This window comes from uncultured Chitinophaga sp. (genome assembly GCF_937898475.1).
In the GTDB taxonomy this organism is placed as follows: Bacteria; Bacteroidota; Bacteroidia; order Chitinophagales; family Chitinophagaceae; genus Chitinophaga.
Genome location: NZ_CALEJS010000013.1, coordinates 342,503 through 354,377, shown reverse-complemented (window position 1 = coordinate 354,377; position 11,875 = coordinate 342,503). Strand labels below are relative to the sequence as shown.

Sequence of the window (11,875 nt, the reverse complement as noted above, 5' to 3'; positions counted from 1 at the left end):
AGAAAATACGTTACGTGTAAGAACAGTATATGAAGAAAGTCTTTCAACATCTTAATTCTACAGCGGTACCTTTACCGATAGAAAATATTGATACAGACCAGATCATCCCGGCGCGCTTCCTGAAAGCTACTACCAGGGAGGGTTTTGGAGAGAACCTGTTTCGTGACTGGCGTTTTGACGCCAACGGTGATCCCAAACCGGAATTTGTGCTGAACAACCCGTTGTATAAAGGAGAGATACTGGTAGCCGGCAAAAACTTTGGCTGCGGCTCTTCCCGCGAGCATGCCGCCTGGTCTATCGGCGACTATGGATTTAAAGTGGTAGTGAGCAGCTTTTTCGCGGATATCTTCAAGAATAATGCATTGAATAATTTCATCCTTCCGGTGCAGGTGAGCGAAGGTTTTCTTCATAAGATCTTCAGCGCTATCGAAGCAGATGCGGAAGCAAAACTGGAAGTTGACCTGGAAGCCCAGCTGATAAGGATCGTAGCCAGCGGCGAACAGGAAAGCTTTGATATTAACCCATATAAAAAAGCCTGCCTGATAAACGGGTACGACGATATAGATTACCTCCTGAGTCTGCGCAACAACATTGAGCAATACGAGAACAGCAGGGAATTTAACTTTTGACAAACACATCATCCAATATATGGGAGTAAGCAAAAAGATACTGGTCATTCCGGGGGACGGAATTGGGCAGGAAGTAACGGCCTGGGGACAAAAAGTACTGGAGTCCGTAGCGCAGAATTTCAAACATGAATTCACTTTCGAAGAAGGCATCATGGGGCATGTAGCCATAGAAGCCACCGGCAACCCGCTGCCGGATGAAACACTGGAGCGGGCAAAGAAAAGCGACGCCATCCTGTTTGGCGCCATCGGTCATGCAAAGTATGACAACGATCCTACCCTGAAAGTAAGGCCGGAACAGGGATTGCTAAAGATCCGCAAGGAGCTGGGCCTGTATGCCAACCTGCGTCCCATCAAACTGTTTGATGAACTGCTGGAAGCATCCAGCATCAAACCGGAAATACTGAGAGGCGCAGACATCCTGTTCTTCCGTGAGCTTACCGGTGATGTGTATTTCGGAGAAAAGAACAGAAGTGAAGACCGCAGCATGGCTTCTGACCTGATGATCTATCACCGCTATGAAGTAGAGCGCATTGCCCGCAAAGCCTTTGAAGCAGCACGCACCCGCCGTAAGAAAGTGTGCTCTGTAGACAAGGCCAATGTACTCGAAGCCAGCCGCCTCTGGCGCGAAGTGGTGCAGGAAGTAGCCAAAGATTATCCCGATGTGGAAACAGAACATATGTTCATTGACAACGCGGCCATGCAGCTGATCAAAGATCCAAAACGCTTTGACGTGGTGCTGACCGGTAACCTGTTTGGCGATATCCTTACGGATGAAGCTTCACAGATAGCCGGCTCCATGGGCATGCTGGCATCCGCATCCGTAGGTGATGCCAACGGTTTCTATGAGCCCATTCATGGTTCCGCGCACGACATTGCAGGTAAAGGTTTAGCCAACCCGCTGGCGTCTATTTTATCTGCAGCGCTGATGCTGGACATTTCCTTCGGACTGAAAACAGAATCACAGCGCGTGATCAAGGCGGTAGAAGCTACGCTGCGCCAGGGTTTCCGCACCATGGATATCGCCAACAAGCATACGGATAACCATTATATTATGGGTACCGATGCCATGGGCGCTAAAGTACTGGAAAACCTAAACTGATAATACAACCTTACACTTAAACACTTTGCACAATGGATAAGAATCGTGTATACGTTTTTGATACTACCCTCCGCGATGGCGAACAGGTACCTGGTTGCCAGTTGACAACGGTGGAAAAAATAGAAGTGGCAAAAGAGCTCGAAGCACTGGGCGTAGATGTTATTGAAGCCGGGTTTCCTATATCCAGTCCCGGTGATTTCCAGAGTGTGGTAGAGATATCAAAAGCAGTGAGCGAACCGGTGATCTGCGCGCTGACCCGTGCTAACACCATGGATATCGATGCGGCGGCGGAAGCCCTGCGCTTTGCCAAACGCAAACGCATCCATACAGGGATCGGCGCTTCTGATATGCATATCAAATACAAATTCAACAGCACCCGCGACGAGATACTGAAACGTGCCGTAGACGCAGTGAAATACGCCCGCAAATTTGTAGACGATGTGGAGTTCTATGCAGAAGACGCAGGCCGTGCAGATAATGAATACCTGGCACGCATGATCGAAGCAGTGATCGGCGCCGGTGCTACCGTAGTGAACATCCCGGACACCAACGGTTATTGCCTGCCCGACCAGTACGGCGCCAAGATCAAATACCTGATGGACCATGTATCCAACATTGATAAAGCCATCATCTCCGTTCACTGCCATAACGACCTGGGCCTGGCTACCGCCAACACCATTGCCGGTGTAATGAATGGCGCACGTCAGGTAGAGTGCACTATCAACGGCATCGGCGAACGCGCAGGTAATACCTCCCTGGAAGAAGTGGCCATGATCCTGAAAACGCATCACGGTCTCGGATTAAATACCAATATCAATTCCAAACGCATCTATGGCATCAGTACCATGGTGTCTACCATGATGCGTATGCCTGTACAACCCAATAAGGCAATCGTTGGCCGCAACGCTTTTGCCCACAGCTCCGGTATCCACCAGGATGGCGTGCTGAAGCACCGCGAAAACTACGAGATCCTGAACCCGGAAGATGTAGGTATCTCTTCCAACTCCATCATCCTCACCGCCCGCAGCGGCCGTGCTGCACTGAAGCACCACCTGGACCGCCTGGGCTATAAACTGGACAAGATCAACCTGGACGAGGTGTACCAGCGCTTCCTTGTAATGGCCGACCAGAAAAAAGAGATCAGCGATGCCGATCTGCAACAGCTGATGGGCGATGGCGATGAAAAGAACTACGACGATAAAGCCATCAAGTTAACGCTGCTGCAGGTGGTATGCGGCGATCCGCTGCGTCCTATGGCTACCGTTAAGCTGAAGATCAATGGCGATGAGCGTGAAGCAAGCGCTGCCGGTAATGGTCCCGTAAACGCTACCATCAACGCCATCCATGAGATCATCAAAGATGATATTGACCTGGATGAATTCAGCATACAGGCGATGCATGGCGGCAGCGAAGATGTAAGTAAAGTGAATATGAGAGTGAAGTACAACGGGCAGTCTTACTACGGTTTCGGTTACTCAACAGATATTGTAAGCGCCAGCGTAAATGCCTACGTAGACGCACTCAATAAGATATATTAAAAACAGCCGCTAGCTGTTGGCTGTTAGCTTTTAGCCGGAGCCCATCCGCGCCAATGGCTAACAGCTAATAGCTAATAGCCAACTGTTCAAAACTCATATCCATCAGCGGGTACTGCTGGTAATCCGGCAGGTAAAAGTGCCACCACTCCGTTTCCAGGGCCACAAACCCATGCTTCTCCATGATCTCCCGCAGGAATGCGCGGTTCACCCTTGCCTTTGGGTTGGCCGGGATGGAGCTGTAATGGGCGTTCTCCGTAAAATCATCATAGCCGGTAGGCATGGGGATCTCTTCCCCGGTTTTTAAGTCGATAATAGTAAGATCTACTGCTACCCCGCGGTTATGGCCACTGCCTTTTTTAGGATCCGCCGCGTAGCGGTCGTCCGGAACGATCTCCCACATCTTTTCTGTTACGCGGTAGGGGCGATAGCCATCAAATATTTTTAAGCCGTATCCTCTTGACCGGATATCTTCCTGTACCGCTTTGAGGGCGCGGGCAGCAGGACGCCGTAGTAATACCAGCGGGTTGCGGTACAATACCTGTTTTGTAAAATTGTTGCGGGTGGCATAGCGGATGTCCATCCGGATACCGGGAATGTAACGGGCAATATCCACCATCTGCTGGTTGCTGTCTGCCTTTACCAGTTGCCTGTACAGCGCGATGGTACGCACCACCGGAAGCCCGTATCTGTTAACAGGAATGTCCTGTGCAGCTGCCGCCTGGCAGCAGCAGATAAGTGCGAAAATGAAGCGTAAACGGGCCATAATTATTCAATTTTCTTAAAATTAGCGAAGAAAGTACACAATACAGTTAAAAAACAATTGTAATGCCCGGTCTAAAATCGGTATTTTAGAACCCTTAAATTAAACTAAGGGAAGATGAACTTATTTCGGTTAGACAACAAGGTGGCGGTGATAACCGGCGCCGGTAGCGGTATAGGGCAGGCCATCGCTAAATGTTTTGCGGCACAGGGCGCTGCTGTACACGTGGTAGAGCTGAATGAGGACGGCGGGAAAGGAACGGTGGAAGAGATCAGGGCTGCAGGCGGACAGGCCGCCGTACACGCCTGTAATGTAGCGTTGCAGCAGGAAGTTGTTAAGACCATGGATAATATAGTGGCCACGGATAAACGGATAGATATACTGGTGAATTGTGCGGGTATTGCTCACATCGGCAAGCTGGAAACCACCTCTGAATCGGATTTTGACCGGGTGATACAGGTGAATATAAAAGGTACCTATAACTGTATGTATGCCGTGATCAGACAGATGAAAGCGCAGGGGGGAGGCGTGATACTCAACATGGCTTCCATTGCTGCTACGGTAGGCATACCAGACAGGTTTGCTTATTCCATGAGCAAAGGCGCGGTAATGACCATGACCCTCTCTGTGGCCAAGGATTATATTAATGACAATATCCGCGTTAACAGCATTTCTCCCGCCCGTGTGCACACACCCTTTGTAGACGGCTTTCTGCAGAAGAATTATCCCGGCAGGGAACAGGAAATGTTTGAAAAGCTTTCCAGGACACAACCCATCGGACGTATGGCCAAACCAGACGAAGTTGCCTGGCTGTCGCTTTACCTGTGTTCTGACCAGGCAGGCTTCATTACCGGCTGTGATTACCCGATAGATGGTGGTTTTATAAAATTGAATAACTGATACGGCTTATCTTGCAGATATTAAACATACATCATGCAATATTTAAGAACAGCAGTATTCACCACACTTATCGCCCTCAGCCTGGGCGCCTGCCAGTCCGGTTCCCAGTCCGCCAATGAGGACGCTGCCGCCAGCTTTACGCCCGCAAACCCGGAGGGTACCGTACAGGTGTCATTTACACACGAAGATGATACCACCCAGGTAAAGATCCGTTTCGCTGTTGCCGGTAAGGAGAAAGAGAAAACTTTTGAAGTGCCCCTGGCAAAAGATGTAGATACGGCAGACCTCTACCGTACCGTATGGGATAAGCCCAACAGCGTATACGTAGGCGTGTTGAAACAAAGCCGCGTTACCCGCTACTATCACGCCAGTGTTGGCGACGATGGCGACCTGAAGATCTTTCACGTAGGTACGCCTCCCGAAGCAATCTGGCATTACGCAGAAGATCAGCTGGGCCTGGGAAAAACAACCGTTAAAGCCAAATCAGAACTGACAGATAATTATCAGCATAACCTGAATTCAGGCACCATCATCGCTGATTTTATTGTGCGCCTGGAGCCTGCAGCCGGTTCTAAAGATTCCGTACAACTGTACACCGAATATGGCGGCGCCAATAAAACACTGACCATTGCTGTACCCGATGGCTACACGCCGAAGATACAGCTCACGGATAAGCCCAGTCACTGCATATTCGGCCTGATGAAGGACGATGCCTTTGACGGTGTATATGATATTAAAGTGGAAGGCGGGCACCTGAATGTAACCTCGTTAAGAAGGGTGTATTGAAGCAACAATTAAAGAAACTCAGACTACATGAAACTGATAAGATTCGGACAGCCGGGCGAAGAAAGACCAGGCATTGTAACAGCAGACGGAAGCTTTGACGTAAGCGCTTTCGGAGAAGATTTTGGTGAGCAGTTCTTTGCTTCCAACGGTTTGGAACGCCTGGCAAAATGGTGGGCTGCCAACAGCAGCAGCGCACCGCGCATACCGGAGAATGTACGGCTGGGATCTCCTGTTCAGCGTCCTTCCAAGATCATCTGCATTGGCCTCAATTATGCAGATCATGCAAAGGAAAGCAACATGCAGATCCCTACGGAGCCGATCGTGTTCTTCAAAAGCACTTCTTCACTGGTAGGTCCCAATGATGATCTCATCATCCCGAAGAACAGCAAGAAAACAGACTGGGAAGTGGAGCTGGCCGTGATCATCGGCAAAAAAGCCACCTACGTGGAAGAAGCGGATGCGATGGATTATGTAGCCGGTTATGCCCTGCACAATGATTACAGCGAACGCGAGTTCCAGCTGGAGCGTAACGGTCAGTGGGTAAAAGGCAAAAGCGCCGATACCTTTGCACCGCTGGGCCCCTGGCTGGTAACCAAAGACGAGATCAAAGACGTTAACAACCTGAAGATCTGGCTGAGCCTGAACGGTAAAAAAGTACAGGATGGCAATACGTCCAACCTGATCTTTAAAATACCTTTCCTGGTGGCTTACCTAAGCCAGTTCATGACCCTGCTGCCGGGAGATGTGATCTCTACCGGAACACCCGCCGGTGTGGGGCTTGGTATGAACCCGCAGGTATACATTAAGGAAGGCGATGTGATGGAGCTGGGCATTGAAGGCCTGGGCACATCTACCCAAAAGGCGTATGCCTGGAAGCAACAATAATCCTGATAACAGCAGAGTTATGAAAAGATATTGCCTGGCGCTGGATCTGAAAGATGATCCGCAACTGATAGCAGAATATGAACAACATCACCAGGCAGTATGGCCGGAGATAAAACAGAGCATCACCGGCAGCGGTATTGTAAACATGGAGATCTACCGGATCATGAACCGACTGTTCATGATCATGGAGGTGAATGATACCTTCTCTTTTGAACAGAAAGCCGCTGCCGATGCTGCCAATCCTAAAGTACAGGAGTGGGAGCAGCTCATGTGGAAATACCAGCAGGCCCTGCCCGTAGCCAAACCGGGCGAGAAGTGGCTGATGATGGATAAGATATTCTCGTTATGAAAGCATCAGAACTGATATGATCATAGATTCCCACCAGCATTTCTGGAAATACCACCCGGTAAAAGACGCCTGGATCACAGACGATATGAAAGTGATCCAGTCTGACTTCCTGCCGGAAGACCTGCATGCCATCCTGCAGGCGAACGGCGTGCAGGGATGTGTGGCTGTACAGGCAGACCAGTCTGAAGAAGAAACACAGTTCCTGCTGGATCTTGCTTCGGCGCATCCTTTTGTAAAAGGCGTGGTGGGCTGGACAGACCTTCGTGCAGATAACCTTTCCGAAAGGCTGGATCATTTTTCCCATTACAGGAAGCTGAAAGGTTTCCGCCACATTGTACAGGGAGAGCCGGATACTGCCTTCCTGCTGCGGGAAGATTTCCGCAGGGGAGTGGGTACCTTGCTGCAGTATGACTTTGCCTACGACATTCTCGTGTACCCGATACAGTTACCTGCAGTGGAAAAGTTTGTGCGGCTGTTCCCCGAACATCGCCTGGTCATAGATCATATGGCAAAGCCCTACTGTAAAACCGGTGATATTGCAGACTGGGAAAAAAGCATGCGGGCCATTGCGCAATCCGGTAATGTGTACTGTAAGCTGAGCGGCCTGGTAACAGAAGCCGACTGGCAGCACTGGACCGCAAAGGATTTTCAGCCTTACCTGGATGTGGTGCTGGAAGCATTTGGTCCGCAAAGGCTCATGTACGGGTCTGACTGGCCGGTGTGCCTGGTGGCCGCCAGCTATGCGCAGGTAAAAGGTATTGTAACAGATTATATCAGCCGTTTAAGCGCTGCAGAACAGGCGGCCATCATGGGCGGCAATGCAGCGGCATTTTATAAACTATCGTAAACGACTAAACATATTTTATGGACCTGGGATTAAAAGATAAAGTGGTGATCGTCACCGGCGGCGCCAAGGGTATAGGAGAAGCGATTTCCAAACTGGTAGCAACAGAAGGCGGCATTGCCGTGATCGCCGGCAGGAATGCCGAAGACAATGAGAAAACTGTACAGGCCATTAAAAGCGCCGGCGGCAAAGCTTTTGGCATACAGGCAGAACTGGGCGAAGTAGCCGAGTGCCGTAAGGTGATAGATACGACCGTTAAACAGTTCGGCACTATCCACGCCGTGATCAATAACGCCGGCGTGAATGACGGCGTAGGACTGGAGAACGGCAGTCCCGAAAAATTCATGGCATCCCTGCAGAAGAACCTGTCTCATTACTATAACCTGGTGCACTACGCATTGCCCGAACTGAAGAAGAACAAAGGCAGCGTGGTGAACATCGGTTCAAAAGTAGCTACCACCGGTCAGGGTAACACCTCCGGCTATGCTGCTTCCAAAGGCGCCATTAATGCGCTGACCCGCGAATGGGCGGTAGAGCTGCTGCCTTATTCTATCCGCGTAAACACGGTGATCCCGGCGGAAGTATGGACGCCGCTGTATGAAACATGGATCAACTCTCTGCCTAACCCGAAAGAGAAGCTGGCTTCCATCGTATCCAAAATTCCTTTGGAGCAGCGGATGACCACTTCAGAAGAAATTGCTTCGATGACGGTGTTCCTGATCTCTGCACATTCTTCGCATACCACAGGACAGATTGTATATGTGGATGGCGGGTATACACATCTGGACAGATCGATTTCGTAAAGCTGTTAGCTGTTAGCTAATGGCTGATAGCTTTTTCACAATCACTAAACACTAACCTATGGCTGGAGCCACTGTTTCCACGTCTTCCGTTACTGCGGTAACGGATAGCAAAAAAAGCTACTTATTCCCCTTTATCCTGGTCACCAGCCTGTTCTTCTTATGGGGACTGGCATATGGCCTGCTGGATGTATTGAACAAACACTTCCAGGAAGTGCTGAATATTACGAAGACCAGGTCTACCTTGTTACAGCTGGCATATTTCGGCGCTTACTTCCTGATGGCATTACCCGCAGGGATCTTCATGAATAAGTATGGCTATAAAAGAGGGATCATTTTAGGTTTGCTGTTATATGCAGCAGGCGCTTTCCTGTTCTATCCCTCTGCACATTATGCCAACTTCAATGCTTTTTTGCTGTCGCTGTTCATATTGGCCAGCGGCCTTACCTGCCTTGAAACTGCGGCCAATCCGTATGTAACGGTACTGGGAAGCCGGGAAACTTCTGAGTTCCGTCTTAACCTGTCCCAGTGTTTTAACGGTCTGGGCTCTTTTGCAGGACCGCTTATTGGCGGCGTATTGTTTTTTGGTGGCAGTGAAACAGGCAGCAGCGATCTGGGTTCTGTACAGCTTACCTATATTGTGATCGGCGCTGTGGTATTGCTCATTGCCTTTTTCTTTTACCGCACTGCTTTACCTGAGATAAAGGAAGAGGCTGCACCGGATGCCGCTGATCTGGCTGCTACCACCGGAAAGCCCCTGATCGCTTACAGCCATTTTGTATGGGGCGTGATCGCGCAGTTCTTTTATGTAGCGGCCCAGGTAGGGGTAGGAGCGCTATTCATCAACTATGTAACAGAATACTGGCAGGGTATCAGCAGCAAGAGAGCTTCTTTTCTGCTGGCGGTAAGCCTGGCATTATTTACGATAGGTCGTTTTGTGGGTACGGCAATTATGAGGAAAGTGGCGCCTAACAAACTGCTGGCGTTGTATGCCGTTATCAACATCGTATTATGTGCATTTGTGATGACGGGTAGCGGCGCGCCTTCCGTATATGCGTTAATGGCAGTGTTTTTCTTCATGTCTATCATGTTCCCCACCATCTTTGCATTGGGTGTAAAAGACCTGGGAAGGCATACTAAGAAAGGAGGCGCTTTTATCATCATGTCTATTGTAGGCGGCGCTGTTGTGCCTTACCTGATGGGGACCATTGCAGACAGCCGTTCCACCTCTTTCGCCTATATTGTTCCGCTGCTCTGTTTTGCAGTGGTGTTCTATTACGGCTGGAAGGGCTACAAAAGAGCCTGATATATCGATTCCTCCCATATTATTCCGCAAAATCATCGTAATTTAAGGCTGTAAAGCTTTACGATGACTTTGCGGAATTTTCTTTTGCACCTCCCGGTTTCTTTCCTTTGCCTGCTGTTGTTAACGGGAGAAACAGCCTGTACTAAATCCAGCGCTCCGCCGCCCAATATCGCCTCCCTGCAGCTGCGCTTTACCAGCGTGGTGAATGGTCAGCCCATGGTACTACGCAATACCAGCTATGTCAATGCAGCCGGGGAAAGCTTCAATATCACTGCGTTCAAGTATTATGTCAGCAACTTTTCGCTGACTACCACCAGCGGTCAGGAAGTTAACCTGACGCCGGCGTACTTCCTCATAAACGAAGAAAACGACAGTACGAAGCAGCTCACATTGCAGGAACTGCCCACGGGTACATACCGCAGCATCAGCTTCCTGCTGGGGGTAGACAGCGCCAGGAACAACAGCGGCGCGCAAACCGGCGCTTTGGATCCGGTAAATGGCATGTTCTGGACCTGGAACAGTGGTTATATTATGGCCAAGCTGGAAGGTACCTCGCCGGTGTCCAGCCTGCCGGCCACCCTGGTGGAATATCACATTGGCGGGTTTAAAGGCGCCAATAATGCCCTGCGCAGGGTACAGCTGAGTTTCCCGGCGCCCGTGGAACTGGGACAAAACGGGCATGCGGCTTTTGAGATCACCGCAGACGCCTATACCTGGTTTGATCAGCCAAACCGTATCAGCTTTCAGCAGCTGCCCAGCTGTATTACTGCGGGTGCGCAGGCCGCCGCCATTGCCGACAACTATAAAAACATGTTCACTATACAGGCAGACTAGCTGTTAACAGCTGACTGCCAATGGCATATCATGAAAGTTTTCTATTTCATCACGCTGTTTTGCCTGGTATTAATCCTGGCGGGATCCGAAGCCTGCGGACGGAAAGACAGCGTTGCGCCCGGTAATGAGGACGGTCCGCCCGAGCCTTATACCCTGGACCTGCCCCCCGGTATACCGGCTCCCAATTATGACTTTTCCCAAAATCCCCTTACCAAACAGGGTATTGCCCTGGGCCGCCACCTGTTCTATGATCCCAAACTGTCGCGCGATAGCACCATTTCCTGCGGATTCTGTCACCAGCAATTTGCCGCTTTCGGTCATTTTGACCATGCCCTGGCTCATGGAATTGAAGGCCGGATCGGTATCCGTTCCGTGCCCACGCTTTTCAACCTGATCTGGCAAAAAGAGTTTATGTGGGATGGCGGGGTCAACAATCTTGAAATACAGCCCCTCACACCCATCACCGATGCAAACGAGATGGGGGAGGACCTGGGCCACCTGGTACAGCGCTTACAGGGAGACGCCAGATACCGGAAAATGTTCAAAGCGGCCTTTGGCAGCGAAGAGGTGAACAGCCAGCGGCTGTTCAGGGCCCTTACCCAGTTTATGGCCACCATGGTATCATTTGAGTCCAAATACGACAGTGTGATCCGTAAAGCCCCTGGCGTGGCCTTTACAGCCGAAGAACAGGCCGGTTATACCATCTTTCAGCAGAAGTGCGCATCCTGCCATAAAGAGCCCTTTTTTACCGATTTTACCTACCGTAACAATGGCCTGCCTTACCTGCCCGCCCTCAATGACGTGGGGAGGATGAAGATCACCGGCAGTACAGGCGATTACCTGAAGTTTAAAGTGCCCTCCCTGCGGAACGTATTAAAAAGCCCTCCATATATGCACGACGGGCGCTATTTTGACATCTACCAGGTGTTTGCCCTCTATGATCATGGCATTGCCCAGAGCAGCACCCTGGATCCCCTGGTAAAGAACGGCATCCCGCTGCCCGAACAGGAGCAAAGGGCGCTCTACATGTTCCTGAATACCCTGACAGATCCCTCGTTTATTAATAATCAATCACTTAGCGAGATCCTGATAGACTAAAGGCAGACCCCGCAGGCATTTCGGCATGGTTTTCGTAAATTTGCGGC

General features: G+C 50.3%; 13 protein-coding genes. 12 read left to right on the top strand and 1 reads right to left on the bottom strand.

What is annotated here, in order from left to right:
* The first annotated feature begins 29 nt into the window (after positions 1 to 29).
* The 3 genes from leuD to Q0577_RS07080 are packed head-to-tail and all read left to right on the top strand — an operon-like array spanning position 30 to position 3,266.
* Positions 30 to 629 carry a 3-isopropylmalate dehydratase small subunit gene (gene leuD / locus Q0577_RS07090; RefSeq protein WP_298734129.1) on the top strand — a complete coding sequence of 200 codons (600 nt, stop codon included), beginning with the start codon at positions 30 to 32 and terminating at the stop codon, positions 627 to 629.
* A gap of 19 nt (positions 630 to 648) precedes the next feature.
* Positions 649 to 1,728 (top strand): 3-isopropylmalate dehydrogenase, encoded by a 1,080-nt coding sequence (leuB, locus tag Q0577_RS07085; RefSeq protein ID WP_298734127.1) that lies wholly within the window; start codon positions 649 to 651, stop codon positions 1,726 to 1,728.
* A 32-nt stretch (positions 1,729 to 1,760) separates the two neighbouring features.
* On the top strand, positions 1,761 to 3,266 hold the full coding sequence (locus Q0577_RS07080) for a 2-isopropylmalate synthase (protein WP_298734125.1): 1,506 nt from the start codon (positions 1,761 to 1,763) through the stop codon (positions 3,264 to 3,266).
* A 64-nt stretch (positions 3,267 to 3,330) separates the two neighbouring features.
* On the opposite strand, the gene Q0577_RS07075 is transcribed toward Q0577_RS07080, so the two are convergent.
* A complete protein-coding gene (locus Q0577_RS07075; RefSeq protein ID WP_298734123.1) occupies positions 3,331 to 4,029 on the bottom strand; it encodes a M15 family metallopeptidase in 699 nt (232 codons plus the stop codon).
* A gap of 114 nt (positions 4,030 to 4,143) precedes the next feature.
* Here Q0577_RS07075 and Q0577_RS07070 point away from each other — a divergent pair, with 114 nt between their 5' ends.
* From Q0577_RS07070 to Q0577_RS07030, 9 genes are all read left to right on the top strand, one after another.
* Entirely contained in the window at positions 4,144 to 4,926 is a 783-nt protein-coding gene (locus Q0577_RS07070) for a glucose 1-dehydrogenase (protein ID WP_298734121.1), read from the top strand.
* Positions 4,927 to 4,959: 33 nt separating this feature from the next.
* Positions 4,960 to 5,712 (top strand): hypothetical protein, encoded by a 753-nt coding sequence (locus Q0577_RS07065; RefSeq protein WP_298734119.1) that lies wholly within the window; start codon positions 4,960 to 4,962, stop codon positions 5,710 to 5,712.
* 27 nt (positions 5,713 to 5,739) lie between these two features.
* Positions 5,740 to 6,597 (top strand): fumarylacetoacetate hydrolase family protein, encoded by an 858-nt coding sequence (locus tag Q0577_RS07060; RefSeq protein ID WP_298734117.1) that lies wholly within the window; start codon positions 5,740 to 5,742, stop codon positions 6,595 to 6,597.
* Between the two features lie 19 nt (positions 6,598 to 6,616).
* Positions 6,617 to 6,946: an L-rhamnose mutarotase gene (locus Q0577_RS07055; RefSeq protein WP_298734115.1), complete on the top strand. Its 330-nt coding sequence runs from the start codon at positions 6,617 to 6,619 to the stop codon at positions 6,944 to 6,946.
* Positions 6,947 to 6,962: 16 nt separating this feature from the next.
* A complete protein-coding gene (locus Q0577_RS07050; protein ID WP_298734113.1) occupies positions 6,963 to 7,793 on the top strand; it encodes an amidohydrolase family protein in 831 nt (276 codons plus the stop codon).
* Between the two features lie 17 nt (positions 7,794 to 7,810).
* Entirely contained in the window at positions 7,811 to 8,593 is a 783-nt protein-coding gene (locus tag Q0577_RS07045) for an SDR family oxidoreductase (protein ID WP_298734111.1), read from the top strand.
* Positions 8,594 to 8,651: 58 nt separating this feature from the next.
* Positions 8,652 to 9,896 (top strand): sugar MFS transporter, encoded by a 1,245-nt coding sequence (locus Q0577_RS07040; protein WP_298734109.1) that lies wholly within the window; start codon positions 8,652 to 8,654, stop codon positions 9,894 to 9,896.
* A gap of 63 nt (positions 9,897 to 9,959) precedes the next feature.
* Positions 9,960 to 10,730 carry an MbnP family protein gene (locus tag Q0577_RS07035; protein WP_298734107.1) on the top strand — a complete coding sequence of 257 codons (771 nt, stop codon included), beginning with the start codon at positions 9,960 to 9,962 and terminating at the stop codon, positions 10,728 to 10,730.
* Between the two features lie 30 nt (positions 10,731 to 10,760).
* Entirely contained in the window at positions 10,761 to 11,828 is a 1,068-nt protein-coding gene (locus tag Q0577_RS07030) for a cytochrome c peroxidase (RefSeq protein WP_298734105.1), read from the top strand.
* The last annotated feature ends 47 nt before the right edge of the window (positions 11,829 to 11,875 follow it).